At 72.8% G+C, this 26,158-nt stretch carries 23 protein-coding genes; 18 read left to right on the top strand and 5 right to left on the bottom strand.

The annotated features are described in order from the left end of the window. Positions 1 to 16: 16 nt before the first annotated feature. The 5 genes from OOK38_RS02210 to OOK38_RS02190 all read left to right on the top strand — a co-directional run bounded on the left by OOK38_RS02210 (position 17) and on the right by OOK38_RS02190 (position 7,121). Positions 17 to 1,573, top strand: a complete 1,557-nt coding sequence (locus tag OOK38_RS02210) for a PucR family transcriptional regulator ligand-binding domain-containing protein (protein ID WP_266763777.1) — start codon at positions 17 to 19, stop codon at positions 1,571 to 1,573. Positions 1,574 to 1,986: 413 nt separating this feature from the next. Then, positions 1,987 to 2,829 carry a nitrilase-related carbon-nitrogen hydrolase gene (locus OOK38_RS02205; RefSeq protein WP_266763778.1) on the top strand — a complete coding sequence of 281 codons (843 nt, stop codon included), beginning with the start codon at positions 1,987 to 1,989 and terminating at the stop codon, positions 2,827 to 2,829. Positions 2,830 to 3,031: 202 nt separating this feature from the next. Then, positions 3,032 to 4,432, top strand: coding sequence for a dihydropyrimidinase (gene hydA / locus OOK38_RS02200; protein ID WP_266763779.1), 1,401 nt, complete (start codon positions 3,032 to 3,034; stop codon positions 4,430 to 4,432). 18 nt (positions 4,433 to 4,450) lie between these two features. Beyond that, on the top strand, positions 4,451 to 5,473 hold the full coding sequence (locus OOK38_RS02195; RefSeq protein WP_266763780.1) for a TIGR03842 family LLM class F420-dependent oxidoreductase: 1,023 nt from the start codon (positions 4,451 to 4,453) through the stop codon (positions 5,471 to 5,473). Positions 5,474 to 5,594: 121 nt separating this feature from the next. Further along, a complete protein-coding gene (locus tag OOK38_RS02190; protein WP_266763781.1) occupies positions 5,595 to 7,121 on the top strand; it encodes an NCS1 family nucleobase:cation symporter-1 in 1,527 nt (508 codons plus the stop codon). A 19-nt stretch (positions 7,122 to 7,140) separates the two neighbouring features. On the opposite strand, the gene OOK38_RS02185 is transcribed toward OOK38_RS02190, so the two are convergent. After that, positions 7,141 to 7,809 (bottom strand): hypothetical protein, encoded by a 669-nt coding sequence (locus OOK38_RS02185; RefSeq protein ID WP_266763782.1) that lies wholly within the window; start codon positions 7,807 to 7,809, stop codon positions 7,141 to 7,143. A gap of 224 nt (positions 7,810 to 8,033) precedes the next feature. Then, a complete protein-coding gene (locus OOK38_RS02180) occupies positions 8,034 to 9,047 on the bottom strand; it encodes a carboxymuconolactone decarboxylase family protein (RefSeq protein ID WP_266763783.1) in 1,014 nt (337 codons plus the stop codon). Positions 9,048 to 9,261: 214 nt separating this feature from the next. On the opposite strand from OOK38_RS02180, the gene OOK38_RS02175 reads away from it, so the two are divergent. The 7 genes from OOK38_RS02175 (at position 9,262) to OOK38_RS02145 (ending at position 17,003) form a co-directional block, all read left to right on the top strand. Continuing rightward, positions 9,262 to 10,374, top strand: coding sequence for a sensor histidine kinase (locus tag OOK38_RS02175; RefSeq protein WP_266848070.1), 1,113 nt, complete (start codon positions 9,262 to 9,264; stop codon positions 10,372 to 10,374). Next, a complete protein-coding gene (locus OOK38_RS02170; protein ID WP_266848068.1) occupies positions 10,371 to 11,075 on the top strand; it encodes a response regulator transcription factor in 705 nt (234 codons plus the stop codon). Before OOK38_RS02175 ends, OOK38_RS02170 begins: the two co-directional genes overlap by 4 nt. Positions 11,076 to 11,110: 35 nt before the next feature. Beyond that, positions 11,111 to 11,884, top strand: coding sequence for a DUF4232 domain-containing protein (locus tag OOK38_RS02165; RefSeq protein WP_266763784.1), 774 nt, complete (start codon positions 11,111 to 11,113; stop codon positions 11,882 to 11,884). A 118-nt stretch (positions 11,885 to 12,002) separates the two neighbouring features. Beyond that, positions 12,003 to 13,823 (top strand): gamma-glutamyltransferase family protein, encoded by a 1,821-nt coding sequence (locus OOK38_RS02160; protein ID WP_266848066.1) that lies wholly within the window; start codon positions 12,003 to 12,005, stop codon positions 13,821 to 13,823. 230 nt (positions 13,824 to 14,053) lie between these two features. Further along, entirely contained in the window at positions 14,054 to 14,920 is an 867-nt protein-coding gene (locus OOK38_RS02155; protein WP_266763786.1) for an inositol monophosphatase family protein, read from the top strand. A gap of 167 nt (positions 14,921 to 15,087) precedes the next feature. After that, complete coding sequence (locus OOK38_RS02150; RefSeq protein ID WP_266848064.1) at positions 15,088 to 16,497, top strand: NAD(P)/FAD-dependent oxidoreductase; 1,410 nt, start codon at positions 15,088 to 15,090, stop codon at positions 16,495 to 16,497. Beyond that, complete coding sequence (locus tag OOK38_RS02145; RefSeq protein WP_266763788.1) at positions 16,494 to 17,003, top strand: O-acetyl-ADP-ribose deacetylase; 510 nt, start codon at positions 16,494 to 16,496, stop codon at positions 17,001 to 17,003. The genes OOK38_RS02150 and OOK38_RS02145 overlap by 4 nt, the downstream gene beginning before the upstream one ends. A 34-nt stretch (positions 17,004 to 17,037) precedes the next feature. Here OOK38_RS02145 and OOK38_RS02140 read toward each other — a convergent pair whose 3' ends face one another. Genes OOK38_RS02140 through OOK38_RS02130 form a run of 3 tightly spaced genes read right to left on the bottom strand, consistent with a single transcriptional unit; the run spans position 17,038 to position 19,326 of the window. Beyond that, positions 17,038 to 18,000: an endonuclease/exonuclease/phosphatase family protein gene (locus tag OOK38_RS02140; RefSeq protein ID WP_266848063.1), complete on the bottom strand. Its 963-nt coding sequence runs from the start codon at positions 17,998 to 18,000 to the stop codon at positions 17,038 to 17,040. Positions 18,001 to 18,046: 46 nt separating this feature from the next. Further along, a complete protein-coding gene (locus OOK38_RS02135; RefSeq protein WP_266763790.1) occupies positions 18,047 to 18,946 on the bottom strand; it encodes a M48 family metalloprotease in 900 nt (299 codons plus the stop codon). Further along, on the bottom strand, positions 18,943 to 19,326 hold the full coding sequence (locus tag OOK38_RS02130; RefSeq protein WP_266763791.1) for a BlaI/MecI/CopY family transcriptional regulator: 384 nt from the start codon (positions 19,324 to 19,326) through the stop codon (positions 18,943 to 18,945). The genes OOK38_RS02135 and OOK38_RS02130 overlap by 4 nt, the downstream gene beginning before the upstream one ends. 227 nt (positions 19,327 to 19,553) lie before the next feature. Between OOK38_RS02130 and OOK38_RS02125 the strand changes: the two genes are divergently transcribed. The 6 genes from OOK38_RS02125 to OOK38_RS02100 all read left to right on the top strand — a co-directional run bounded on the left by OOK38_RS02125 (position 19,554) and on the right by OOK38_RS02100 (position 26,048). Further along, complete coding sequence (locus tag OOK38_RS02125) at positions 19,554 to 21,059, top strand: hypothetical protein (protein ID WP_266763792.1); 1,506 nt, start codon at positions 19,554 to 19,556, stop codon at positions 21,057 to 21,059. 191 nt (positions 21,060 to 21,250) lie between these two features. Then, a complete protein-coding gene (locus OOK38_RS02120) occupies positions 21,251 to 22,156 on the top strand; it encodes a lysylphosphatidylglycerol synthase domain-containing protein (RefSeq protein WP_266765920.1) in 906 nt (301 codons plus the stop codon). Positions 22,157 to 22,482: 326 nt separating this feature from the next. After that, a complete protein-coding gene (locus OOK38_RS02115) occupies positions 22,483 to 22,878 on the top strand; it encodes a BlaI/MecI/CopY family transcriptional regulator (RefSeq protein WP_266848061.1) in 396 nt (131 codons plus the stop codon). Then, positions 22,875 to 23,804, top strand: coding sequence for a M48 family metalloprotease (locus OOK38_RS02110; protein WP_266763794.1), 930 nt, complete (start codon positions 22,875 to 22,877; stop codon positions 23,802 to 23,804). Before OOK38_RS02115 ends, OOK38_RS02110 begins: the two co-directional genes overlap by 4 nt. Positions 23,805 to 23,979: 175 nt before the next feature. Continuing rightward, the gene (locus OOK38_RS02105) at positions 23,980 to 25,569 is read left to right on the top strand and encodes an AlkA N-terminal domain-containing protein (RefSeq protein WP_323178778.1); all 1,590 of its coding nucleotides are present in this window, start codon (positions 23,980 to 23,982) and stop codon (positions 25,567 to 25,569) included. After that, a complete protein-coding gene (locus OOK38_RS02100; RefSeq protein ID WP_266763795.1) occupies positions 25,566 to 26,048 on the top strand; it encodes a methylated-DNA--[protein]-cysteine S-methyltransferase in 483 nt (160 codons plus the stop codon). The genes OOK38_RS02105 and OOK38_RS02100 overlap by 4 nt, the downstream gene beginning before the upstream one ends. Positions 26,049 to 26,158 lie beyond the last annotated feature (110 nt).

Here is a 26,158-nt window from a genome sequence, read left to right as displayed (position 1 = left end):
AAAGGGGAACGCCGCCATGACCACCGCCTTGGAACCCGCTCTTTCGGTACGCCAGGTCCTCGCCTTGGACCGGGTGCTCGCCGGAGAACCCGAGGTGGTGGCCGGCGCCGGCCACCTCGACCGGTCCGTCCGCTGGGTGCACGTCGCCGAGGCCGCCGACGTGGGCGTCATGCTCAGCGGCGGCGAAATGGTCCTCACCACAGGGGTGTTGCTCGCGGGCGACCCCGACGCCCAGGCCGAGTACATCCGCTCGCTCCACCGCGCCGAGGCCGCCGCCGTCGTCCTCGGACTCGGCCGGGCCTTCCCCGCGCCCCCGGACGTGATGCGCCGGGCCGCCGAACGCTGCGGACTGCCGATGGTCGTGCTCCACCGGCCCTTCCCCTTCGCCGAGTTGACGGAGGAGGTGCAGTCCCGGCTGGTGCGGAGCAAGTTCGCCGCCGTGAGCCTCTCCGAGGCCGTGCGGACCGCGCTCACCGGACTCATCACCACCGGTGCCCCGCTCCAGAGCATGCTCGACGAGATCGCCGTGCACGCCGCCTGCCCCGTCGTCGTCACCAACCTCGCCCACCGGGTCCTCGCCACCGCCGGCGAACGCTCCGCCGTGGACGACGTCCTGCGCGACTGGGACCGCATCGCCCGGCAGGCGGGCGGCAGCGAGGGCGACGGCTGGATCCGCGCCGAACTGGGCGGACGGGGGGAGAGATGGGGCCGCATCGTGCTGTGCGGCCACCGGGGCGACGCGGGAACCGGGCGGCTGCTCGCCGACCGTGCCGCCGAGGCGCTGGTCCTGCACCGCATGCTCGGCGGCTCCGTCCACACCTGGGAGGAGGAGTCCGCGCAGAGCCTGCTGACCGACCTGGTGAGCGGTGTCGTACCGGCCCGCCAGCTCCTTCCCCGGGCGCGGGCCGCCGGCCTGCCCGTGAACCGCCGCACCTTCGTCCCCCTGGTGGTACGCGACGGAGATCCCGCCCAACTCGACCGCGTACTCAGGCTGCTGGGGCTCCCGGGGCTCGTCGCCGAGCTGTCCGACGGAGCCACCGCCCTGCTGCTCAGCCTCGCCCGTGACCAGGACGCGGACGCCCTGGCCGCGCACTTCGCCGTGCGGCTGCGGCACGAGACCGGAGTCCCCGCCACCGTGGCGGCGGCCGGACCCCGTACCGCCTGGGACGACGTCCCCGCCGGACTCCGCGAGGCCCTCCACGTCGCCGAGGCCGCCGCCGACACCCCCGCCGACCAGGACCGGCCGGCGCTGGTGCGGCTGCGCGACGTCCATCTGCGCGGCCTCGTCCGGCTCCTCCGGGACGACCCGCACGTCCAGTCCTTCGCGGAACGGGAACTCGACGGGCTGCTCTGCGGCGCGCGGGCGGACCCGCAACTGCTGCCCGTCCTGCGGACCTACCTCGCCACCGGCCGGAACAAGTCGCGCACCGCCCAGCTCCACCACGTCAGCCGGCCCGCGCTCTACCGCCGCCTGGAGGCCATACAGGCGCGCCTCGGCGTCGACCTCGACGACTTCGAGCAAGCCGCCTCCGTCCACATCGCCCTTCTCGCGCACGACGCACAACAACGGTGAGCTCCATGCACGACAACGGTGAGGCCCCCTGTGCACCGACGGGAATCCCGGTGCACGGCACCGGTGACACCTCGGTGCGCAACAGCGGTGAAACACACGACGACTCAGGTGAAACACGGGACCACGCGGAGGTGACACCGTGGAACGGCACAGCACTTCAGACGTGACACGGTGCAACTCAAAGACCCGGTCCGGGCTTTCTAGGCTCCTGGGGCGGGCGCCGGAGTTCGCGTCTGCCCCGCGACGCCCGGCACGCACTCTCGCCGCCCCGGACGCAGGCCCAAGTACATCCAGTACGAGGACCTGCGCCCGGCACGCCGAGAGCACGCACCGGACGCCGCAGGGCCCGCCCTCCGGGCGGACGACGCGATCTCCGGCGCCCGCCCCAGCACACCGAGCGACCGGAGGTCCCGATGAGCAGAGTGATCCGCGCCGCCGTCTTCCAGACCGCATGGACCGGCGACAAGGAATCGATGATCCAGGTCCACGAGCAGGCGGCTCGCGACGCGGCCGCGCAGGGCGCACAGGTCCTGTGCTTCCAGGAGCTGTTCTACGGACCCTACTTCTGCCAGGTCCAGGACAAAGAGTTCTACGCGTACGCCGAGCAGATCCCCGAAGGGCCGATCGTCCGGCGCTTCCAGGCGCTGGCGAAGGAACTGGGCCTCGTCCTCGTCCTGCCGATGTACGAGGAGGAACAGCCCGGCGTCCTCTACAACACCGCGGCCGTGATCGACGCCGACGGTTCCTACCTGGGCAAGTACCGCAAGACCCACATTCCCCAAGTCCCTGGATTCTGGGAGAAGTTCTACTTCCGGCCCGGAAACTCCGGCTGGCCCGTCTTCGACACGGCCGTCGGCCGGATCGGCGTCTACATCTGCTACGACCGGCACTTCCCGGAAGGCTGGCGTGCCCTCGGCCTCGCGGGTGCCGAGATCGTCTTCAACCCCTCGGCCACCTCACGCGGTCTGTCCGGCTACCTCTGGCAGCTGGAGCAGCCGGCCGCGGCGGTCGCCAACGAGTACTTCGTGGGCGCGATCAACCGGGTGGGTGTCGAGGAGTACGGCGACAACGACTTCTACGGGACCTCGTACTTCGTGGACCCCGAGGCCCAGTTCGTCGGCGAGGTGGCGAGCGACAAGGAGAGCGAACTCGTCGTCCGCGACCTGGACATGGCCAAACTCCGCGAGGTCCGCGACCGGTGGCAGTTCTACCGCGACCGCGCCCCGGGGGCCTACGGGCCGCTGACCGCGCCGTAGGGACAGCTCGTGCCGCGGGCCCGGACCGGTTCCGGGCGCCGGACGGCGGCGCCCGGAACCGGCCGGACCCGCGGCACGGCGGTCGGCACGGCTCCGCCCGTGAACCGCCCCACGAGCTTCCTCGCCAGGAAACAGCGTTGACCCCAGCCCCTGACAACCTCGGAGTCCCCTCAGTGCACGCACGACCGGAAGGAGAGGGAGCATGAGCCGTACCGTCATCCGTGGTGGTCTCGTCATCACCGCGTCCGACGAGATCCACGCCGACGTCCTGATCGAGGACGGCCGGATCGCCGCCCTCGCCGCGACGGGAACGCCCGCGGCCGAGTCGTGGACGGCCGAGCGCACCATCGACGCCACCGGCAAATACGTCATCCCGGGCGGCGTCGACGCCCACACCCACATGGAGCTGCCCTTCGGCGGCACCTTCGCCTCCGACACCTTCGAGACCGGCACCCGGGCCGCCGCCTGGGGCGGCACCACCACCATCATCGACTTCGCCGTCCAGAGCGTGGGCCACTCCCTGCGCGAGGGCCTCGACGCCTGGAACGCCAAGGCCGACGGCAACTGCGCCATCGACTACGCCTTCCATATGATCGTCTCCGACGTCAACCAGGAGACGCTCAAGGAGATGGACCTGCTGGTCGAGGAGGGTGTCACCTCCTTCAAGCAGTTCATGGCCTACCCGGGCGTCTTCTACAGCGACGACGGCCAGATCCTGCGCGCCATGCAGCGCTCCGCCGAGAACGGCGGCCTGATCATGATGCACGCCGAGAACGGCATCGCGATCGACGTACTCGTCGAACAGGCGCTGGCCCGCGGCGAGACCGACCCGCGCTACCACGGAGAGGTGCGCAAGGCGCTCCTGGAGGCCGAGGCCACCCACCGGGCCATCAAGCTCGCCCAGGTCGCGGGCGCCCCGCTCTACGTCGTGCACGTCTCGGCGACGGAGGCGGTCGCCGAACTGGCCCGCGCCCGCGACGAAGGCCTGAACGTCTTCGGCGAGACCTGCCCCCAGTACCTGTTCCTGTCGACCGACAACCTCGCTGAACCGGACTTCGAGGGATCGAAGTACGTGTGCAGTACGCCCCTTCGGCCCAAGGAGCACCAGGCGGCCCTGTGGCGCGGCCTGCGCACCAACGACCTCCAGGTCGTGTCGACCGACCACTGCCCGTTCTGCTTCGTGGGGCAGAAGGAACTCGGCCGCGGCGACTTCTCCAAGATCCCCAACGGCCTTCCCGGCGTCGAGAACCGCATGGACCTGCTGCACCAGGCCGTCGTCGACGGACACATCTCGCGGCGCCGCTGGATCGAGATCGCCTGCGCCACCCCGGCCCGGATGTTCGGCCTGTACCCCAAGAAGGGCACCATCGCGCCCGGCGCCGACGCCGACGTCGTCATCTACGACCCGCACGCCGAGCAGATCATGTCGGTCGAGACCCACCACATGAACGTCGACTACTCGGCGTACGAGGGCAAGCGGGTCACCGGACGGGTCGAGACCGTGCTCTCACGCGGCGAACCGGTCATCACCGAACGGGAGTTCACCGGACGCGCGGGCCACGGCGTCTACACCCCCCGATCCACCTGTCAGTACCTTCTCTGAGCGACCAGGAGCGGCGCCATGGACTTCGGACTCGTCCTGCAGACAGACCCCCCGGCCTCCCGCGTCATCGAGCTGATGAAGCGGGCCGAGGCCAACGGCTTCACGTACGGCTGGACCTTCGACTCGGCCGTGCTGTGGCAGGAACCCTTCGTGATCTACAGCCAGATTCTCGCCAACACCGAGAAGCTGACGGTCGGCCCGATGGTCACCAACCCGGGCACCCGCACCTGGGAGGTCACCGCCTCCACCTTCGCGACGCTCAACGACATGTACGGCAACCGCACGGTGTGCGGGATCGGGCGCGGCGACTCGGCGATGCGCGTCGCCGGACGCAAGCCCAACACGCTCGCCCGGATAAGCGGTGCGATGAAGGTCATCCGCGCCCTCGGCCGGGGCGACGAGGCCGACCTCGGCGGCACGGTCATCAAGTTCCCGTGGGTCAAGCCGGGTGCCGAACTGCCGGTCTGGATGGCCGCGTACGGCCCGAAGGCCCTCAAGATGACCGGCGAGGAGGCCGACGGCTTCATCCTCCAGCTCGCCGACCTCTACCTGACGGAATACATGGTCAAGGCCGTCAAGGACGCGGCGGCCGAGGCCGGGCGCGACCCCTCCGAGGTGAAGATCTGCGTGGCGGCGCCCGCGTACATCACCGAGGACGACTCGCCCGAGGCGCTCGCCCACGCGCGCGAGCAGTGCCGCTGGTTCGGCGGCATGGTCGGCAACCACGTCGCCGACCTGGTCTCCAAGTACGGCGAGCACTCGGCCGCCGTACCCGACGAACTCACCGAGTACATCAAGGCCCGTGAGGGCTACGACTACTCGCACCACGGACGCGCCGACAACCCCGACACCGCGTTCGTGCCCGACGAGATCGTCGACCGGTTCTGCCTGATCGGCACGGCCGAGCGGCACATCGAGAAGCTGAACGCGCTGCGCGAGCTGGGCGTCGACCAGTTCGCGGTCTACGACATGCACGACGCGCAGGAGGCCACCATCGACGCGTACGGGACGCAGGTCATCCCGGGTGTCAACGGCCAGTAGCTGAAGGTCCCCCAGTTCTCCCCTTCCCGCCGTCCCGGGAAGGGGACCAGGGCGCTCCCCGCGCACCCCCCAGGATGTCCCGCACGGCCTTTCCCGTCACTCCTCATTGATTGGCCTGCTCATGACAGAAACCGTCCCCCCGGACAGCCCGCCCGCCCGACAAGTCACCCTCCCCGACGGCCGGGTGGAGATCGCGCCCGACGCGCCCGCGCCGAGCGGTCCCTACGCCAACGAAGACCTGCTGCCGGTTCCGGTCGAGAAGCGCACCTGGACCACGTACAACTTCTCGGCCCTCTGGGTCGGCATGGCCCACAACACCGCTTCCTGGACGCTGGCTTCGGGTCTCATAGCCGTCGGCATGGACTGGAAACAGGCCGTCCTCACCATCGCGCTCGCCAACCTGATCGTGCTGGTCCCGATGCTGCTCACCGGGCACGCGGGGCCGAAGTACGGCATACCCTTCCCGGTCTTCGCCCGCGCCTCCTTCGGGGTCCGCGGGGCCAACCTCCCCGCTGTCGTACGGGCGTTGGTGGCGTGCGGCTGGTTCGGCATCCAGACCTGGATCGGCGGCGAGGCGATCTACTTCCTCGCGGGCAAACTCTTCGGCGACGGCTGGAGGAACGCCTCGCAGGTCGGCGGCCACGCCTGGACCATGTGGCTGTCGTTCGCGATCTTCTGGGCGCTCCAAGTCGCCATCATCTACCGGGGGATGGAGACCATCCGCCGGTTCGAGAACTGGGCGGCACCCTTCGTCCTCGTCGGCGCCGGCGTGATGCTGTGGTGGATGAGCAGCAAGGCCGGCGGCTTCGGGCCGCTGCTCGACCAGCCGTCGAAGCTCGGCTGGGGCGGGGACTTCTGGAAGCTGTTCTGGCCCTCGCTGATGGGCATGATCGGCTTCTGGTCCACCCTGTCGCTGAACATCCCGGACTTCACCCGGTACGGCAGGAGCCAGAAGGCGCAGACCTGGGGTCAGGCGCTCGGCCTGCCCACCACCATGACGCTCTTCGCCTTCCTGTCCGTCATGGTCACCTCGGGTTCGCAGGCGGTGTACGGCGAGGCCATCTGGGACCCGGTCCAGCTGGCCGCCAAGGCGGACAACGTCGTCGGCATCCTCTTCGCGCTGGTCACCGTGCTGATCGCGACACTGTCCGTGAACATCGCGGCCAATCTGGTCTCCCCGGCCTTCGACTTCTCCAACATCGCGCCCCGGAAGATCAACTTCCGTACCGGCGCGCTCGCCACCTGCGTCCTCGGCGTGCTGATCTTCCCGTGGAAGCTGTACTCCGACCCGCAGGGCTACATCTTCACCTGGCTCGGACTGGTCGGCGGTCTGCTCGGCACGGTCGCCGGCATCCTCATCGCCGACTACTGGATCCTGCGCCGCACCAAGCTCGACCTCGCCGACCTGTATCGCACGGGTGGCCGCTACTGGTACGACGGCGGCTGGAACTGGCGGGCCGTGGTCGCGTTCGTCACCGGCGGCGTCCTGGCCGTCGGCGGCGCGGACTTCCATCCGCTGATCGACGGGCGGCCCGTCCCGGCACTGGAGTCGCTCGCCGACTACGGCTGGGCGGTCGGGCTCGGCACGTCGATGGCACTGTACCTGGCGCTGATGGTGCTCCGCGGGAAGGACAGGGCCGCGGTCTGACAGCGGGACCGGAGGACGGTCAGCTCTTCTGGCCGTCCTCCAGCGCCGCCGTCGCCTCCTTGGCCGCCTTGATGGCACCCTTGTTGATCTCGCTGGTGCCGGGCGCCTTCTTGGTCTCGAAGTCGCTGCCGTTGTACGTGATGACCACCAGGGCGTTGGACGCCTGGACGATCACCACGCCTTCGCGGGTCTGCTGCTTGTCCTCGGTGCTGAGATTGACGACGGAGTAGGCGGAGTCGCCGAGACCGGGCACCGCCCCGCCGCCGCTCTTGTCCGCGAGGCGGTCCTTGTAGGCCTTCTCCGCCGCGGCGTCCGAAGCCTTGATCTCGTAGGAGACGTCGAGCCAGCGGTAGTCGAAACCCTCCAGCGCGTTCCACGAGCAGGTGCGGCGCACCGCTTTGTCGGTCGACGCGATCTCCTGGCCGGCTGTCTTGGCCCCGGGAACGAGCGACTTGATCGTCGCGTCCGGTACGCCGTCACAGGGGGCGGGCGACGCGGCGTAGGTCTTGGTGGCCGCGGAGGTCGACGGGGCCGATGCCGAGTCGGTTGTCTTCTTTTGCGTCGGTTCGTGCTCGGCGGAGGGGGTCGCTGCGGACGGGCCGGCCGCCAGGGCCCAGCCCGCGGAGGCGAGCAGAGCGACCGGTAGCAGGCGCGCGGCGAGCGCGAGCGGCAGAGGAAGAGAACCCAAAACGCACTTCTCGTGGGGGATGGTGCGGAGGAGGCCCGCACTGCGGACGGGACGCCAGTGTCACACGAGACGCTGTGACGCGGAAGGGCCAACTCGCTCCGTGCCCGTGTGGTGACAGTGACTCACCTTGGCGACGCTTGACCGATGCTGGCGCGAAATGTCTGCTTTGTGCGGCGCTTGTTGATCGACCCTCGCTGCGCCGGCCTCGCGGTGGTCGCGGCGACTTACGACGGCTTCTTGGCGACGCGGGCCGGGAGCGCCCGCTCGACGCGGTCGACGGCCGCGAACGCGCCGTAGGCCACCAGTCGCACCAGATGCCGGTCGGAATGGGAGGGATCGCGCCAGGCTGTCACGTCCTCGTCCGTGATGCGGTACGGGGCGAGAGCGGCCAGCAGCGCCAGCCGCGCACCGGGGCGCGAACGGTCCGGAAGACCGTCCCACGCGAGCGACGGGTGCGAGCCGTCCCACCCCTGGAGCGTTTCCCGTACGAGGGAGCGGTCCGCCGCGTCGAGCAGCCCGCCCCCCGCGGTGGCGGCGTCACGCAGGGCGGCGAAGGCGGGGCCGACGGCGGTGCCCCGCGCCCAGTCGGGCCCCGGACCCGGTGCGTCGAGCAGCGTGAGACCCACCCCCGGCGCGGGCCGGCGGCGCACCGTCCTGGCCAGCGAACGCCCGCCCAGACTCCGTACCGCCCGCAACCGCTGCGCATTGCCCGGAAGGAGGTTCTCGGTCAACAGTGCCGACGCGATCCGGTTGATGAAATGGAAGGTGAGCGCGGTACCGATGTAGGCCGGGGCGTGCGCGGCGGGGAACGGGAACGGCGTCAGCTCCGGAGCCCCGGGGGTCCGGCTCGCCCGGCCCCAGGCCAGCACGCGCGCGTGCCCCTCGTCGGAGGGTGTCTCTCCGCGCGCGATCGCCTCGGCGAGGGAATGGTCCCCGGTGGCGTGCAGCAGCATGGTGTGCGCGTCCACGCAGAAGGGGCACCGGTTGGCCAGCGACACCCCGAGCGCGGCGAGTTCCTTCCCGGTCCGGTCACCTTCGCCGGCGATCAATGACTCCCGCATCAACGCCCAGGTGGCGGTGAGGAGTTCGGGGACGGAGGACAGGACGACGAAGGTGGACGGGCGCTCCATGCCGAAGTCCGAGGCGAGCTGGGCGTAGACGTCGGCGGTCACGCCCGTGACGGACTTCCGCGGGGGCGGGGTGGTGTACCGGAAGGGCGTGGAGAGGGACAGGGCCATGGGTGCCTCCTGAGTGGACCGGGTGGCTGCCGGGCGATCGGCCGCCGTCGGCAACCCTGGCCCGGACGAGGGGTCGCGGGCGTCGTACGGCCGAAGACGATTCGGGCTACCCCGGCCGGCCCCGTGCCCGGCACCGGCTACTCCAGCGGGAGTAGCCGGGCATCCATCCACAGGTCTGACGCGACGGTCGCAACAGCCGCATAGAGTGCCGGACATGCAGCTCGACCAGGTCGTCCGCAGGCGTCTGGCCGACGCGGCCCTCGCGGTCGTGGTCGGCGCCCTCGTGGTGACCGCGGCCGTGTTCGACGAGGGCACGACCGCCCTCGACTTCGCCCTGATCGCCCTCGGCTCGCTCACCCTCGCGGCCTACCGCAGCGCGCCGCGCGTCGTCCTGGCGATCACCACCGCCGCCACGACGGGGTATGTCGTGCACGCCCACCCCGGCACCCTGTCCGCCCTGCCCGTCCTGGGCGCGGTGCACACGGCCGCCAGAGCCGGCCACCGTGGTGTCGCGGCTCTGGCGAGTGCCCTGTTCCTGGCCGGATTCGTGACGACGGGACCGGAGACACGGGAGGTCGTGGAGCGGACCCTGCTGCTCGCCGGCTGGTTCCTGTGCGCCCTCGTCACAGGTCTCGCCGACCGCAACTGGCAGGCCTATCTCCGTCAGACCGAACAGCGCGCCCTGGAGGCCGAACGCACCCGCGAAGAGGCGGCGTTGCGTCGCGCTGGCGAGGAACGCCTGCGTATCGCGAGGGAGTTGCACGACTCGCTCACGCACAGCATCTCGATCGTCAAACTCCAGGCGGGAGTCGCCGTCCATCTGGCGCGCAAACGCGGCGAGGACGTGCCGCCCGCGCTGCTCGCCATCCAGGAGGCGGGCGGTGAGGCGATGCGTGAACTGCGCGCCACGCTGGAGGTGCTGCGCACCGACGAGCCGACCGGCACACCGGCGCTCCTGGTGGAGCGGGCCCGTGCCGCGGGACTCGCCGTCGATCTGCGGGTGAGCGGCGAGGAGCGTCCGCTCACGGCGACCGTGGACCGCGCCGCGTACCGCATCGTCCAGGAGGCCCTGACCAACGCGGCGCGGCATGCGGGCCCCGCCAAGGTCACGGTCGAACTCGGTTACACCCGGGACGAGTTGACTATAGGCGTGCACGACGACGGGATCGCCCGGCAGTCCCGGCCGCCCACCCCGGGCATCGGCCTCACCGGCATGCGCGAACGCGTCACCGCCCTCGGCGGCACCCTGCGTGCCGCACCGCGCGCGGAGGGCGGCTTCTCGGTACGGGCCGAACTGCCCCTGGGCCTGCCGGAGGAGGCCCGATGAGCGGCTTGGGCGCGGGGGCAGGGGCCGGCCGCCTGATCAGGGTCGCCCTCGTCGACGACCAGGCCCTCATGCGCGCCGGTTTCCGCGCGCTGCTGGACGCGGAGGAGGGCATCGAGGTGGTGGGCGAGGCGGCCGACGGGGCACAGGGGCTGGACCTGGTCCGCGCCGAGCTACCGGATGTCGCCCTGGTCGACGTGCAGATGCCCGTGATGACGGGCATCGAGGCGACCCGCCGCATCGCCGCCGACCCGGCGCTCTCCGGGGTACGCGTCGTCATCCTCACCAACTACGGACTGGACGAGTACGTCTTCGAGGCACTGCGGGCCGGGGCGAGCGGCTTCCTCCTCAAGGACACCGAGCCCGCCGATCTGCTCCAGGCCATAGGGGTCGTCGCGCGCGGGGAGGCGCTGCTGTCGCCCTCGGTGACCCGCACCCTGATCGGGGAGTTCGTGGCCCGGCCTCCCGACCGGGCCACGGCGCCGGGCCTCGAGGGCCTCACGCGCCGCGAACGCGAGGTCACCGCGCTCGCCGCGCGCGGCCTGAGCAACGAGGAGATCGCCGCGCACATGGTCATCAGCCCTCTCACGGCCAAGACCCACATCAGCCGCGCCATGACCAAGCTCGCCGCCCGCGACCGGGCCCAACTGGTCGTCTTCGCCTACGAGTCGGGCCTGGTGACGGCACGAGGTCAGGCGGAGTGAGTCCGTCCGCCGGGCGCCCGTGCCATGATCTGCCGATGATCGCGACACGCCCGAAGAAGTCCGGCGCGGAGGCGGGTGCCGCGGGTCCGCCGTACGGCGGTGACGTCGCCGGTGGTCCGCGACGGGCCGGCTCCGGCTCGGCCGGCGGTCCGCGCGCGAAGGCCAGGTGGGTTCGCCCGGTCGTCCTCACCTGCCTGATGGTGACGGTCACGAGCGGGTGCGGGCTGGGCGCCGAGCTCGACCGTGAGCGCGACCCGGAGCGTACGGCCGCTCCGCTTCCGAGCGCGGTCGGGACCGACGCGTCAGCGCCTCTCCGCATCGAACCGCCCGAGCTCCCGACGTCCGTGCCGGTGCCCTCCCCGTCGGGCAGCGTGCCGGGCCTGCAGGGCCGCGGCTGCCCGGGGTCCGGGCTGCGCCTCGGCACCGGTCCCGTCAACGCGGCCATGGGGCTGCGCGCCATGACACTCGTCCTCACCAACTGCGGCAAGCGGCCGTACGCGGTGGACGGCTACCCGGACGTCGTCGGCGTCCTCGGCCCGGAGGGCGCCCCGATCACCGGCGTGCGCAGAGTGGTCGGGACGGACAAGGTGCCCATGGCGCCCGAGGATCCCGGCCCCGCGCCCTTCACGCTCCGGCCGGGCGAGAGCGCCCGGGCGGGCCTCTACTGGCGGATGGCGGCCGAGGACGGCACGTATCTGCGCGTGGCGCCGCGGAAGGGGCAGGGCGTCGTCACCCTGCCGCTGCCGGACCCGCTCGACATCGGTCCGGAGAACACCCTGGGCACGACGGCGTGGACGCCCGTGAACTGACGGGCCCGTGCCGCCCGTAGCGCCTGTGCCGCCCGTACCGCCCGTCCTGCGGTCCGTCGGCGGGCAAGTGTCATAGTCGGGACCGAGGTTGATCGCTCCGTACCGCGAGGTGGTAGGCATGTTCACGACCCGACCCACCCTCCAGGGCACCTTCGGCATGGTGTCCTCCACACACTGGCTCGCCTCGCAGTCCGCGATGGCCGTCCTGGAGGACGGCGGCAACGCCTACGACGCCGCCGTCGCGGCCGCGTTCGTCCTGCACGTCGTCGAACCCCACCTCAACGGACCCGCCGGCGAGGTCCCGATCCTGCTGGCACCCGCGGGCGGTGAAGTACGGGTGCTGTGCGGGCAGGGCGTCGCGCCCGCCGGAGCGACGATCGCCCACTACAGCGGGCTCGGACTGGATCTCGTACCCGGTACGGGCCCGCTCGCCGCCGCCGTGCCGGGTGCGTTCGACGCCTGGATGCTGCTGCTGCGCGACCACGGCACCAAGCCGCTCGCCGACGTCCTGAAGTACGCCATCGGGTACGCCGAGGACGGCCACGCGCCCGTGGAGGGCGTCGGCGCGACCGTGGACAGCGTACGAGCGCTGTTCGAGACGGAGTGGACCTCCTCGGCCCGGGTGTATCTGCCGGACGGCAGGCCGCCGCGCCCCGGCGAGCTGTTCCGCAACCCGGCGCTCGCCGCGACCTGGCGACGGCTGCTCGGCGAGGTCTCCGGTGCGGGGGACCGGGAGGCCGAGATCGACGCGGCACGGGAGGTGTGGCGCTCCGGCTTCATCGCCGAGGCCCTGGTCCGGCAGGCCGGGCGGCCCACCATGGACACCAGCGGGGAGCGCCACACCGGCACCCTGACGGCCGCCGACCTGGCCGGCTGGACCGCCACCTACGAGGCGCCGGCGACGTACGACTGGCGGGGCTGGACCCTGTGCAAGGCGGGCCCCTGGAGCCAGGGCCCGGTCCTCCTCCAGCAACTGGCGCTGCTCCCGCCCGAACTGCCCCGCCACGGTTCCGCCGAGTACGTCCACCTGCTCGTCGAGGGCTGCAAGCTCGCCATGGCCGACCGCGAGGCCTGGTACGGGGACGCGGCCGAGGTACCGCTCGACGACCTGCTGTCGGAGCCCTACAACACCGCCCGGCGGGCGCTCGTCGGGGACAAGGCGTCGTACGAACTGCGCCCCGGCGGCCCGGGCGGCCGCGAGCCGCGGATGAGCGGGCACGCGCGCGTGGCGGCCGCCGGGGAGCCCGGCTTCGACGCGCTCGCCGTACCGGGCGCCGGTGAACCCACCGTGGCCCGGGCGACCGCGGAACCCGAGGTGGCGGCGGACGGCGGCACCCGGGGCGACACCTGCCACCTGGACGTCGTCGACCGCTGGGGCAACATGGTCGCCGCCACCCCCAGCGGCGGCTGGCTCCAGTCCAACCCGGTCGTCCCGGAACTGGGCTTCCCGCTCGGCACCCGGCTCCAGATGGCCTGGCTGGAGGAGGGGCTGCCCAATTCCCTGACCCCGGGCCGCCGCCCGCGCACCACGCTGACGCCGTCCATCGCGCTGCGGGACGGTGTGCCGGTCATGGCGTTCGGCACCCCCGGCGGCGACCAGCAGGACCAGTGGCAGACGCACTTCTTCCTGTCCGTGGCGCTGCGCCCGCGGGTGCGTGGCGGACTCGACCTCCAGGGCGCGATCGACGCCCCGAACTGGCACACCGACAGCTTCCCCAGCTCCTTCTACCCGCGCGGCATGCGTCCCGGCAGCCTCACCGTCGAGTCCCGTACGGACGAGGCGGTGGTCGAGGAACTGCGCCGCCGGGGCCACGACGTCACGGTCGCCGAGGCCTGGTCCGAGGGGCGGCTGTGCGCGGTCGCCCGGAATCCCGCGACGGGCGTGCTGTCGGCGGGGGCCAATCCGCGCGGGATGCAGGGGTACGCGGTCGGACGGTGAGGCTCGGCCCGGCATCGGCGGCACCGGTGCCGAGCGGTCCGCGCGATCCCTTCCCGGCGCCTGTGACCCTTCGCGGCACCTGTGACCCTCCCGGTGACCGTGATCCCTTCCCCGCCGCTCGTGGGCGCGGGCCGTCGTCGGTGATCGACAGCCCCGGGAATTCATGGTGATTCCACCCGCAGTACCCCGGAGGGGTGGGGATTGTCAGTGGCGCGTGCTGTCATGGAGCCATGATCGAAGACATCGAAACCATCGACGAGTTTCTCGCGCACCGCGCGTCCGACGTGGAGGACGCCATCCGCAGGGCGGCCGCCGCCGAGATCATGCCCCGGTTCCGGCAGCTCTCCGCGCACGAGATCGACCAGAAGTCCGGCCCGCACGACCTGGTGACGGACGCCGACCGCCTGGCCGAGAAGTACCTCACCGAGGCCCTCACCGCGCTGCTGCCCGGCTCGGTCGTGGTCGGCGAGGAGGCGGTGCACGCAGACCCGGCGACCTACGAGGCGATCCGCGGGACGGCGCCGGTCTGGATCGTCGACCCCGTCGACGGCACCCGGCAGTTCGTGCACGGCGACTCCGGGTTCTGCACGCTGGTCGCGCTCGTACTGGACGGGGTGGTGCACGCCTCGTGGACGTACGCGCCCGCGCGCGACGAGTTCGCCACCGCGATACGGGGCCGGGGCGCCGTTCTCGACGGCGTGCCCCTGCGCTCCGGTTCGCCCGAGCCCGGCCGTGACCTCGACATCGCGACCTCCCACCCGGACTACACCACGGACGAGCAGAAGCGCGCGCTCCTCGGCCTGCGCGTCGAGGGCGTCGTCCCGCGCGCGTGCGGCTCGGCCGGCCTGGAATATCTGGCCGTCGCACGCGGCGAGCTGGATGCCACGGCATTCAGCTGGGAGGCGGCCTGGGATCACGCGGCGGGCCTGCTGCTGGTCGAGGAGGCGGGCGGCGCCCATCTGACGCTCCGGGGTGAGCCCTTCCGTGTCACGGGAGGCAACGCGCTGCCGTTCACGGCCGCCCGGGACGAGGCCACGGCCCGCCGGGTGGTGGCCCTGCTGGCGGCGCGGCCCGAGCAGGTGGAGGCCGGGGCCTGAGGGGGGTTTCCGCGGCCCACGCGGGGGTCCCGGTTCCCGTCCGGAGGCCGGCGCGCGGGTCCGCGGCATCGCCGTCCAACGCCCCGCGCCGTCAAGGCTGTCGGTGCCCCGGCATATCCTGATCCTCAGTGGCCGTCGGCTGACAAAGGAGTCCGAAGGTGCCGTCGATGCTCGATACCGTCGTGGTGGGTGCGGGGCCGAACGGACTGACGGCTGCCGTGGAGCTGGCCCGCCGGGGCTTCTCCGTGGCCGTGTTCGAGGCACGCGACACGGTGGGCGGGGGAGCGCGCACCGAAGAGCTGACCCTGCCCGGTTTCCGGCACGACCCGTGTTCGGCGGCGCATCCGCTGGGAATCAACTCACCCGCGTTCCGTGCGATGCCCCTGGAGCGGTACGGCCTGGAGTGGCTGCACGCCGAGCTCCCCATGGCGCATCCGTTCCTCGACGGCTCGGCGGCGGTGCTCTCGCGGTCCGTCGCCGAGACGGCCGCCTCGTTCGGCCCGCGCGACGCGGGCGCGTACCGCAGGCTCGTCGCGCCGTTCCTGAGCAAGTGGGACACCCTGGCGCACGACTTCATGTCGCTGCCGCTGACCGCGCTGCCCCGGGACCCCGTCACCCTCGCCCGCTTCGGTCTGGCCGGACTGCCGCCGTCGACCTGGCTGATGCGCCGCTTCCGCGACGAGCGGGCCAAGACGCTGTTCGCCGGCCTGGTGGCGCACGTCATCGCTCCGCTGGAGGGTGTCGCCACGGGCGCCGTGGGCCTGGTCTTCGCGCTGGCCGCGCACGCCCGGGGCTGGCCGGTCGCACGCGGCGGCTCCCAGTCCGTCTCGGACGCCCTCACCGCGTATCTCAAGGACCTCGGCGGCACCGTCCACACCGACTACGAGGTCAAGCGCCTGGACGATCTGCCGCCCGCCCGCTCGTACGTCTTCGACACCTCGCCCACGGCGCTGGCCCGGATCGCGGGATTCGGGAACTACTACGAGGGCTACCGCTACGGGGCCGGCGTCTTCAAGATCGACTACGCGCTGGACGGACCCGTGCCCTGGACCGCCGCGGAGGCCCGCGCCGCCGGGACGGTACAGGTCGGGGCGAGCCGAGCGGAGATCGGGAGCGCGCTGCGCGCGGCCTCACGCGAGGGCAGGGCACCCGACGCGCCCTTCCTGATCACCGTGCAGCCGAGTGTCATGGACCCCTCCCGCGCCCCCGAGGGCAAACAGGTCTTCTGGGCGTACGGCCATGTCCCGAGCGGTTGGACCGGAGACCTCACCGACGCGATCGAGCGCCAGCTGGAGCGGTTCGCGCCGGGCTTCCGTGACCGTGTGCTGGCCCGCGCGACCGCCGGACCACCCGAGCTCGCGGCCCGCAACGCCAACTACGTGGGCGGCGACATCGCCTGCGGTGCCGCCTCCGGAATCCAGCTCATGTTCCGCCCGAAACTGTCCCTGTTCCCGTACAGCACTCCGCACCCCGCCGTCTTCCTCTGCTCCTCGGCCACTCCGCCCGGGCCGGGAGTGCACGGCATGTCGGGACACAACGCGGCGAAGGCCGTCTGGAGGAGGCTGAGACAGTCATGACCACGATCACGCTGGTTCAGGGCGACATCACCCGGCAGAGCGCCGACGCCATCGTCAACGCGGCGAACTCCTCGCTGCTCGGCGGCGGAGGCGTCGACGGGGCCATCCACCGCCGCGGCGGCCCGGCCGTCCTCGCCGACTGCCGCAAGCTGCGCGCCGGCCACTACGGCAAGGGGCTGCCGACCGGCCGGGCCGTCGCCACGACCGCCGGCGAACTCGACGCGCGCTGGGTGATCCACACCGTGGGCCCCCGCTACGCCGGGGCGGAGGACCGCTCCGAGCTGCTGGCTTCCTGCTACCGCGAGTCGCTGCGCGTCGCCGACGAGCTCGGTGCCCGTACCGTCGCCTTCCCCGCCGTCTCCGCGGGCATCTACGGCTGGCCGATGGACGACGCGGCCCGGATCGCGATCGAGACGGTCCGCGCCGCGAAGACCGATGTCGAGGAGGTCCGCTTCGTGCTCTTCGACGAACGGGCGTACGACGCGTTCGCCGGGCAGCTGGGCTGACAGGGCGGCCACCGGACGCGGCCGCGCGCCTCGGTCACAGGGAGAGTTCGACCACCAGGGGCCGGTGATCCGAGATCGCGGTACGCGGCGCGTGTGCCCCACCGGCCGCCCCCGCCTCGATTCCGGTGGCCAGTACATGGTCGAACTGGACGAGGGGACGGTGCGCCGGATAGGTCGGCGTGCGGGCCAGGTCCCGCCAGCCGCGCGGCACCGGAAGGGGTTTTTCCCGCTGGTTCCGCCGGTTCCGCCGAGGTTCGGTGCGACCGGTCGGCCCGGCCGAGTTGAGGACCGCTCGCGGGATCGCGCCGGTGAGGTTGAAGTCGCCGAGAAGCACCTGGGGCCGGGGCAGGTCGGCGATCCAGGCGCGGACGGTGAGCAACTGGCGGATGTTCCAGCCCGGCACGAACGACAGGTGCAGCGCCACCACGGTGAACGGCCCGCGAGGCCCTTCCAGCACGGCGGCCAGCACCGCCCGCGGCTGGTCCCTGGCCACGGTGAGTCCCCGGCGGCCGGGCGTCCGCAGCGGCATGGGGAGAGGCGCCGGGGCCAGCCGTCGCGCCCTCCAGTGCCGTACGGGCAGCCGGGACAGCAGAGCGATGCCGTGCGAGGGAACACCGAGGGCCGCGTCGGCCCCGCCCGGCCCGTACACCCGCAGTCTCGGCTCGGACGGGTCCTGGACCCAGCCGCCGTCCGCCGCCTGACCGCCGTGGAACGCGGACGCGTAACGCCAGTCGTGCGCACCGGACCCCACGGCGGCGACCGACGCCTGATCCACCGCGCCCGAGCGTTCCTGCAGCCGGTCCAGCTCCTGGAGCGCCAGCACGTCGGCGTCCAGCGAGACGACGGCCCGGACGAGTGGCGTCTCGCAGCCGCTCGCGGCCGGGACGGGAACGGGCCTTCCCGCCGCCATCGGCAGCCCGTGCAGCACGTTGAACGTCGCGCACCGAACCCGCCCGGAGTGCGACAGGTCGTGGCGGGCCGTCTCGGAAGGTGTCATGAGCGCGACCGTATCCAGCGAGAGCCGTGAACGGTGGCCCGCCCTTCTACAGGCCGGGCAGTGTCTCGGCGAGCAGGCGCAGCAGATCGCCCGTCGCGTCGACCGCGCCCAGCGCGGGCAGGGCCCCGAGCGCCAGGACGGCCACGCCGACGGACCGGACGACGGGCAGCGGAGCGGTCTGCAGGGCCGCGATCCGACGGGTGACGGCGTGCTCGGAGAAATGCAGGGCGCATCCCGTGCGGGCGCGCTGGGAGACGAGGGCGGCCCGCGCCAGGGCGCGGGCCGTCGTGTGCCGGTCGCCGACGGTGCTCGCGGCCTCCTCGTCGGCCCAGCGCTCCAGCAGGAAGGTGACGGTGGCGCGCACCGGCACGAGCAGCGGGTTCGCCGCCGCGGCCAGGGCGACTGCCGTCGACAACGCCGCGTGCCGGTGGGTGAGATGAGCGCGTTCGTGGGCCAGCAGAACGCGCCGCTCGGCCGGCTCCAGCGCACCGAACATCGCGGCCGTGACCAGGATCCGGCCCGGCTTGCCGGGGATGGCGAAAGCGTGCGGGGTCGGCGAGGCGGCGACGACCAGCTCGCTGTCCGGCGGGTGCCCCTCGCACAGCCTGAGCATCATCCGGCGGGTGGAGGCGTGTGCTCGTACGACGCCGAGGAGCCGGTGGGCGATCACGCCGAGGGCTGCCACCGCCAAGAGCGCGACGGTCTCCGGGACGGGCTCCGGCAGCGACCGGCCCTCCTCGCCGGCCTCGGCGATCACCGCTGGCGCCTGGTCGATCAGCGTCATCGAGAGCAGCAGCAGGGCCCACGTGGAGGCCGCCGCGGTCAGCGCGGCGGCGGCCGTGAGGGCGCGGGCCGCCAGGGCCGGCGACACCCGCCTGCCCACCGGCGGGGCGACTCCCGCGAGGAGCAGTGCCAGAGCGAGCGGAACGTAGACGTCGATCCTCATGGACCGGTCCCTCCGAGGAGGTCGCGCAGGGCTTCCTCCTCCTGGCGGCTGAGCCCGGTGACGAACTGCTGAAGGGTCGCGATCGGGTCGGGTCCGCGGTCGAGGGCCTGGTGCATGGCCTCGGCGGTCAGCTCGGCCGCGTTCTTCGCGGGCCGGTAGGCGCCGCGCCGGCCGTCCACGTCACGGAGCACCAGGCCCTTGTCGTACAGGCGCTTGAGGATGGTGTGCACGGTGTTGTACGCGAGTCCGCCGCCGATCTCGGCCTGGATCTCGGCGGGTGTCAGCGCGTCGTCGGTGGCCCATAGGGCGGCGAGGACTTCGCTCTCCAGCTCGCCCGCGCTGCGCCGCTCCGCCCTTCCGTGGGGACCTGTGCCAGCCATGCCCGTCACCTTACAGCGCGTAGGGGAGTTGGGAAGGGTGCCGATGCGGGCGTCCCCCCGGCCTCAGGGGCCGCGCACACCGCCCCGGGTGTTCCCTCGGATGCCCGACCGGCGCGGCGACTTGCCCATGAGCGCGGTAATTTGTCCGGGAATCCCCGGCTCCCGCCTTCACCCTACGTCTTGTAGGGTGAAATAACCCTACAGCGTGTAGGGATGGAGGGTGGACGATGGCCAAGACCCTGAACGTCCCGCTCATCGGCGCCCGCCGGCACGGACCGCCGAACAGAGCGGCCCGCGTGTCCCGGTACGCCGGTGACCCGCGCCTGCTCGCCCTGGTGGCGGGCGCGTTCACCGTGGCCCAACTGGTCCTCGTGCACCCCGCGATGGGCCTCGGCTGGGACGAGACGGTGTACGTCAGCCAGGTCTCCCCGCATGCCCCCGCCGCGTTCTTCAGCGCGCCGCGTGCCCGCGGCGTCTCCCTGCTCGTGGCGCCGATCGCCTCCTGGTCGTCGTCCACCAGCCTGCTGCGGGTCTACCTCGCCGTGCTGTCCGGACTCGGCCTGTTCGTGGCCCTGCGCGTCTGGCGCGGACTCTTCCCGGTACGGGTCCTCGCCGTGGCGGGCGCGTTCTTCGCGACGCTGTGGGTCACCCTCTTCTACGGCCCGCAGGCCATGCCCAACTACTGGGTCGCGATCGGCGCCCTGGTCTGCGTGGGGTGCTTCCTGCGCGCCCAGGCGGACCGCTGGAACCGGGCGGCACCGCTGGGGGTCGGGCTGAGTGCCGCGCTGATGGCCTGGATGCGGCCCACCGACGCGGTCTGGGTCACCCTGCCGCTGCTGGTCGCCGCCGTGGCCGTCCCCCGGTGGCGGCGGGCCCGGCCGCTGCTCGCGCTCGCGGCGGGGCTGCTCGCCGGAGCAGCCGAGTGGATCGTCGAGGCGTACGTCGGGTACGGAGGACTGGGGCAACGGCTCGCGGACGGTTCGCGCATCCAGGGCGGCCTCGGCTGGAACATCGCCATCGGCGACCAACTGCGCAGCCTCGGCGGACGCGCGCTGTGCCGGCCGTGCACCGGGGGGATGCCGGGCCCCGCGGTGACGGCGTGGTGGTTCGTCCTGCCGCTGGTCGCGGCCCTCGGCCTGGTGATCGCCGTCAAGGCCCGTCGCCCCGCGGCCACCCTGCTCCTCCTGGCCTGCGCCGCGACGGCCGCGACCCCGTACCTCTTCATGATCGGATACGCCGCCCCGCGCTTCCTGCTCCCGTTCTACGCCCTCCTCGCGATCCCCGTCGCCGACGCCCTCGTCCACCTGGTCGCCGCCCCCGGCCGGCCCTGGCGACCGGTGATCGTGACGCTGGTGGCCCTCGGTCTCGCCGGTCATCTGGCCGTGCAGTTCGCGGTCCTGCAGGACACGGTGCGGCGCACCACCGACGGGCACCGCGGCTGGGCGGCGACGGCGACGGAGCTCCACCGGCTCGGTGTGCGGCCGCCCTGCCGGCTGACCGGCCGTCAGGCCGTGCCCATCGCCTACTACACCGGCTGCGCCTCCGTGGCGACCGGTGGCCACAACGCCAACGCCACCCGGGCGAGCATCACGCGGGACGCCCGGCGGATGCCGGTCGCCGTCCTCACCGAACCGGGGACCAGGCCGCCGGGGTACGCCCGCGACTGGGCACCGCATCGCGCCGGTCGCCTGAACGTCTACGTCGCCCCGGGAGCGGGGGGCGGCACGCCGTGACCGTCCCGCCGGACAGGCCTTCGCCGGGGCACGGGGGAGGGGGACCCCTGGTCGAGCCGATCGTCGGCGGACGTGGAGTGCCGTCGGCCGAGCCGGTGTCCGGCGCGGGCGGGGCGCCGTCCCCCGCGGTGGCCGACCGCGCGGGGGTGACCGCCGGGCGGCGGCTGTCCGGGGGCGTGCGGGGCGGGCGGGTGTCCTGGCACGCGGGGATTTCGCTGCTCGTTCTGGTGTGCGCCGGGATTCTGGCCCGTCGGCACTGGCCGGTGATCGAGGAGGGAGTGGGCAGGCTCGCCGTCGCCGACCGCGGCTGGCTGCTGGTGGCGACCGCCGCCACCATCGCGACCTGGGCGTGCTCGGCGCTCGCGCAACAGGGCGCGGTGACGAGGCCGCTGCCCGCCGGGCGACTGGTGGCGGTGCAGTTCGCGGCCTCCGCCGCCAACCACGTGCTGCCCGCGGGGCTCGGCGCGGGCGCCGTCAATCTGCGGTTCCTGACCCGGTGCGGACTGCCCGTCACCCGCTCCGCGACCGCCCTCGCCGTCAAGGCCTGTGCCGGGACCGCGGTGCGCGGCTGTCTGATCGGTGGGCTCGCCCTGGCCTGCCCCGGGGCCTTGCGTCTGCCCCAGGTGCCGGCGACCGCCCGGACCGCGACCGTCTGGGCGGTGGCCGCGGTGGTGGCCGCCGTCGCCGCGGCTCTCCTGGCCGGACCGTTGCGGCGCGCACTGCGCTGCGTGCTGCTGGACGTCCGCGCCGTCCACGAAGTCCCCGCGCGGGCGGCCGCGTTGTGGGGCGGCTCGCTCGCCTTCGCCGCACTGCACGCCGCCGTGGTCATCGCCGTCACCCAGGCCATCGACCTGCCGCTGCCCCCGGCGCGGGTGGCCCTCGCCTACCTCGCCGCGAGCAGTGCCGCCGTCCTGCTGCCCACCCCGGGCGGCCTCGGCTCCCTGGACGCCGCCCTCGCCCTGGCCCTCACTCTCGCCGGGGCGCCCGCCGGCGCGGCCGCGTCGACGGTTCTCGGCTACCGGCTGCTCACCGTATGGCTTCCCCTGCTTCCGGGGCTGGTGGCGCTGGGGCTGCTGATCCGCCGCCGGGTGCTGTGAAGGGGGCGAGCGACAGCTTCAGACCGTCCTGCCCCGATCCGGTGCGGAGCAGGCCCGCCGTGAACAGCCGTCAGCCCCCGGGCAGGAAGAGGCCGATCGGCAGGCCGGTCATCACTCCCACCCCCCAGGACGCCGAAGGCGGCGAGCAGGGAATGGGCGCTGAGAGGATTCACGGCGAGCTGTGACGCTCCGAACAAAGGTGCGACCATCGTCACGTGCCCTCTCGTACTGGATGGGCGGGCACGGTCGATACGCGTACCCGGCGGACTACAATTCTGTAGACGGTCTACTGGACTGTAGACGAAGGCAGGATGAGGATCGTTCCCATGAGCAGTGGCAAGGACGAACGCCGGCCGGCGGGTGAGCTGGAGGCCAGCGTGATGGCGGCTCTCTGGGCCGCCGGTGGGCCGCTCACACCCGGGCGTGTGCAACGCGAGCTGGACTCCGGTCTGGCCCGGACGACCGTGACGACGATCCTGTCCCGGCTGCACGAGAAGGGCATCGTCGGCCGCGAGCGGCTGGGCAGGGGCTACGCGTACTTCCCCGTCCAGGACCCGCACGGCCTCACCGCGCGGCGCATGCACAGCGAGCTCGACCGGGACGACGACCGGGAGACCGCGCTGGCCCGGTTCGTCGCCCAGCTGAACCCCGACGACGAGCGGCTCCTGCGCGATCTGCTGGAGCCTGACCTCGACACGGGTCCGGAATCGGCTGAGGCATGACATTTCTGCTGCTGATCCCGCTGCTGGTGCCCTTCGTGGTGGGGCCGCCGGCCCGCCGCTGCCTCGAGCGGCTCGCCCCGGCGACCGCCCTGTGGGCGGTGACCCTCGCGATGGTGGTGCTGGCCGGGGCCTCAGTGGCCTCGCTGGGCGCGCTGCTCCTGACCGGGCTGCTCAAGCTGCCCTTCCTCGCGGGCCTCGGCGACCTCGTCCACCCCCTGCGCACGGCCCCGGACCTCGTCGTCCTGCCCGCGGCCGCCGCCGCGACCGGCGCGCTCACCGTCGGGGCCTGGACCGTGGTCCGCTCGGGCCTGCGCCAGCTGCGCGCCTTCCGCTCCGCGCGCAGCCAGGCCGACCGCCGCCCCGCCGCGGGCGACCTGTGCGTGATCGAATCGCCGCACCCCGACGCCTACGCCCTCCCGGGCCGGCCGCACCGCATCGTCGTCACCACCGCGATGCTGCGCAGCCTCGGAGCCGACGAGCGCGAGGCCCTCTTCGCCCACGAGCGGGCCCACAACGCCGGCGGGCACCACCGCTTCCTCGTCGCCGCCGAACTCGCGGCCCACTGTCATCCCGGCCTGCGCGCGGTCCGCGCGACCGTCGCGCTCGCGGCGGAGCGCGCCGCGGACGAGGCCGCCGCCGTCGCCGTGGGGGACCGCAGGCTGACCGCCCGGGCCATCGCCCGCGCGGCCCTGGCCGTCGGGGACGCCCGCTCCGACCGCCCCGGCTTCGCCCCCGCGGCCACCACGGGTCCCGTCCCGCAGCGGGTCGCGGCACTTCTGTCCACTCCCCGGCACCGCCCCCGCGCCGCCGTCCGGATCGCCCTCGTCCTCGCAGCCTGCGCCGCCGTCTCGGCCGGCGCCTCGGGGGCGGGTGTCCTCGCCTTCCACCACGAGGTGGAGGTCGCCCAGGGCGAGGAGCCCCGCTGACCGCTTCCGGCACGGGTTCTGATCGGGAGATGGCACAGCACGAGCAGCGGGGGTGAGGGCCGGTCGCGGGATCGGGAACACCCGGCGGAGGGGGCCGGGGCCGGTCGCAGGCAGGGCGAGGTAGATGTCGGATTCCTGCCAGCCCCGCCACTCCCGGGTACCCGATGCTTGAGGCATGCAGAACGGGATGCACACGGACACGGAGCGCTGCGTGCGTGCCGTCCAGTCGAAGGACGCGCGCTTCGACGGATGGTTCTTCACGGCCGTGACGACGACGAGGATCTACTGCCGGCCCAGTTGCCCGGTCGTGCCGCCGAAACCGCAGAACATGACCTTCTACCCGAGCGCGGCCGCCTGCCAGCAGGCAGGATTCCGGGCCTGCAAGCGGTGCCGCCCGGACACCAGCCCCGGCTCACCCGAATGGAACCACCGCGCCGACCTGGTGGCCCGCGCCATGCGGCTGATCGGCGACGGGGTGGTCGACCGCGACGGAGTACCCGGCCTGGCCCTCCGGCTCGGTTACAGCACCCGCCAGATCGAGCGGCAGCTCCTGGCCGAGCTGGGCGCGGGGCCGCTGGCACTCGCCCGGGCCCAGCGGGCCCAGACCGCCCGGCTGCTCATCGAGACGACACCGCTCCCCATGGCCGAGGTCGCCTTCGCCGCCGGCTTCTCCTCCATCCGCACCTTCAACGACACCGTCCGCGAGGTCTTCGCGCTGTCCCCGAGCGAGCTGCGCGCCCGGCTGCCCAGGAGCCGGGCCGAAGCCGCCGCGGGAACCCCGGGAATGCCTGGCGTACTGAACCTCCGGCTCCCCTTCCGCGCCCCGCTCAACCCCGACAACCTCTTCGGACACCTCGCGGCGACGGCCGTACCCGGGGTGGAGGAGTGGCGCGAAGGGGCGTACCGGCGGACGCTCCGGCTGCCGTACGGGCACGGCATCGCCGGCCTGACGCCGATGCCGGACCACATCGCGTGCCGCCTGACCCTCAGCGACCTGCGCGACCTGGCCGTCGCGATCAGCCGCTGCCGCCGTCTGCTGGACCTGGACGCCGATCCGGTGGCGGTCGACGGCCAGTTGCGCGCGGATCCGCTGCTGGCGCCGCTGGTCGACAAGGCTCCCGGCCGCCGGGTTCCGCGCACCGTCGACGAGGCCGAGTTCGCCGTACGGGCCGTGCTGGGGCAGCAGGTGTCCACGGGCGCCGCGCGGACCCACGCCGCCCGCCTGGTCACCGCGCACGGCGATCCGGTGGCCGACCCGCACGGCGGCCTCACCCATCTCTTCCCCTCGCCGGAGGCGCTCGCGGCGATCGATCCCGAGTCGCTCGCGATGCCCCGCACCCGGCGTGCCACCTTCACCACGCTGGTGGGTCAACTCGCCGACGGAACACTTCACCTGGGAGTGGAGAACGATTGGGAGGAGGCGCGGGCCCGGCTCCTCGCGCTCCCCGGGTTCGGCCCCTGGACCGCCGACGTGATCGCGATGCGCGCCCTCGGCGACCCGGACGCCTTCCTCCCCACCGACCTCGGAATCCGGTACGCCGCCCAGGAGTTGGGACTTCCGTCCACACCGGCCGCCCTGACGGCCCGTGCCGCGGCCTGGCGCCCGTGGCGGGCGTACGCGGTGCAGTATCTGTGGGCGACGGGCAGCCACCCGATCAACTTCCTCCCCGCACCGGCCGGCACCCCGCACACCTCTGACGCCACGAAGCCCGCACCACGCGCTCCCCGTACTCGACGCACGTCACGCATCAAGGACGCTCAGTGAAACAGCACATGGTCATCGACAGCCCCTACGGCCCTCTCACCCTGGTCGCCGACGACGGCGTCCTGTGCGGCCTCTACATGGTCGGTCAGCGTCACCGCCCGCCGGAGGAGAGCTTCGGCGAGCGCGACGACACGCTCTTCGACGAGGTGACGGAGCAGCTGCACGCCTACTTCGAGGGTGAGTTGAAGGAGTTCACTCTCGAACTGCGGATGGCGGGAACACCGTTCCAGCGCAGCGTGTGGGACCAGCTGCGGCAGATCCCCTACGGCGAGATCCGGTCGTACGGCGAACTCGCCGAAGCCCTGGGCAACATGGGCGCCTCCCGCGCGGTCGGCCTCGCCAACGGCAAGAACCCGATCGGCATCATCGTGCCCTGCCACCGCGTGGTCGGCGCGAACGGCAGCCTCACCGGGTACGGCGGCGGCCTGGACCGCAAGAAGCGACTCCTGGACTTCGAGAGCGGATCGGCGCTGTTCTGACCTCTCTCACGCACCCGTCGGGCCGCCGGACATCCCCTGGTCGCCCAGCCGGCGCAGGAGTTCCGGCAGGGCGGTGCCGATGGGTTCGCGGACGACCTCGTCCGTGAACC

The sequence above is a fragment of the Streptomyces sp. NBC_00568 genome, from assembly GCF_026341855.1.
Classification (GTDB): domain Bacteria; phylum Actinomycetota; class Actinomycetes; order Streptomycetales; family Streptomycetaceae; genus Streptomyces.
The sequence above is the reverse complement of the archived record's forward strand: the minus strand, read 5'-3'. Positions and strand labels throughout refer to the sequence as shown.

What these genes read in the sequence shown, in the direction of transcription:
- OOK38_RS02155 (WP_266763786.1), top strand. Translation starts at nt 14,054, where the DNA reads ATGATCGAAGACATCGAAACCATCGACGAGTTTCTCGCGCACCGCGCG.
- hydA (WP_266763779.1), top strand. Translation starts at nt 3,032, where the DNA reads ATGAGCCGTACCGTCATCCGTGGTGGTCTCGTCATCACCGCGTCCGAC.
- OOK38_RS02135 (WP_266763790.1), bottom strand. Translation starts at nt 18,946, where the DNA reads ATGAGGATCGACGTCTACGTTCCGCTCGCTCTGGCACTGCTCCTCGCG.
- OOK38_RS02165 (WP_266763784.1), top strand. Translation starts at nt 11,111, where the DNA reads ATGATCGCGACACGCCCGAAGAAGTCCGGCGCGGAGGCGGGTGCCGCG.
- OOK38_RS02210 (WP_266763777.1), top strand. Translation starts at nt 17, where the DNA reads ATGACCACCGCCTTGGAACCCGCTCTTTCGGTACGCCAGGTCCTCGCC.
- OOK38_RS02145 (WP_266763788.1), top strand. Translation starts at nt 16,494, where the DNA reads ATGACCACGATCACGCTGGTTCAGGGCGACATCACCCGGCAGAGCGCC.
- OOK38_RS02160 (WP_266848066.1), top strand. Translation starts at nt 12,003, where the DNA reads ATGTTCACGACCCGACCCACCCTCCAGGGCACCTTCGGCATGGTGTCC.
- OOK38_RS02180 (WP_266763783.1), bottom strand. Translation starts at nt 9,047, where the DNA reads ATGGCCCTGTCCCTCTCCACGCCCTTCCGGTACACCACCCCGCCCCCG.
- OOK38_RS02175 (WP_266848070.1), top strand. Translation starts at nt 9,262, where the DNA reads ATGCAGCTCGACCAGGTCGTCCGCAGGCGTCTGGCCGACGCGGCCCTC.
- OOK38_RS02115 (WP_266848061.1), top strand. Translation starts at nt 22,483, where the DNA reads ATGAGCAGTGGCAAGGACGAACGCCGGCCGGCGGGTGAGCTGGAGGCC.
- OOK38_RS02140 (WP_266848063.1), bottom strand. Translation starts at nt 18,000, where the DNA reads ATGACACCTTCCGAGACGGCCCGCCACGACCTGTCGCACTCCGGGCGG.
- OOK38_RS02195 (WP_266763780.1), top strand. Translation starts at nt 4,451, where the DNA reads ATGGACTTCGGACTCGTCCTGCAGACAGACCCCCCGGCCTCCCGCGTC.
- OOK38_RS02205 (WP_266763778.1), top strand. Translation starts at nt 1,987, where the DNA reads ATGAGCAGAGTGATCCGCGCCGCCGTCTTCCAGACCGCATGGACCGGC.
- OOK38_RS02125 (WP_266763792.1), top strand. Translation starts at nt 19,554, where the DNA reads ATGGCCAAGACCCTGAACGTCCCGCTCATCGGCGCCCGCCGGCACGGA.
- OOK38_RS02150 (WP_266848064.1), top strand. Translation starts at nt 15,088, where the DNA reads ATGCTCGATACCGTCGTGGTGGGTGCGGGGCCGAACGGACTGACGGCT.
- OOK38_RS02110 (WP_266763794.1), top strand. Translation starts at nt 22,875, where the DNA reads ATGACATTTCTGCTGCTGATCCCGCTGCTGGTGCCCTTCGTGGTGGGG.
- OOK38_RS02170 (WP_266848068.1), top strand. Translation starts at nt 10,371, where the DNA reads ATGAGCGGCTTGGGCGCGGGGGCAGGGGCCGGCCGCCTGATCAGGGTC.
- OOK38_RS02190 (WP_266763781.1), top strand. Translation starts at nt 5,595, where the DNA reads ATGACAGAAACCGTCCCCCCGGACAGCCCGCCCGCCCGACAAGTCACC.
- OOK38_RS02105 (WP_323178778.1), top strand. Translation starts at nt 23,980, where the DNA reads ATGCAGAACGGGATGCACACGGACACGGAGCGCTGCGTGCGTGCCGTC.
- OOK38_RS02130 (WP_266763791.1), bottom strand. Translation starts at nt 19,326, where the DNA reads ATGGCTGGCACAGGTCCCCACGGAAGGGCGGAGCGGCGCAGCGCGGGC.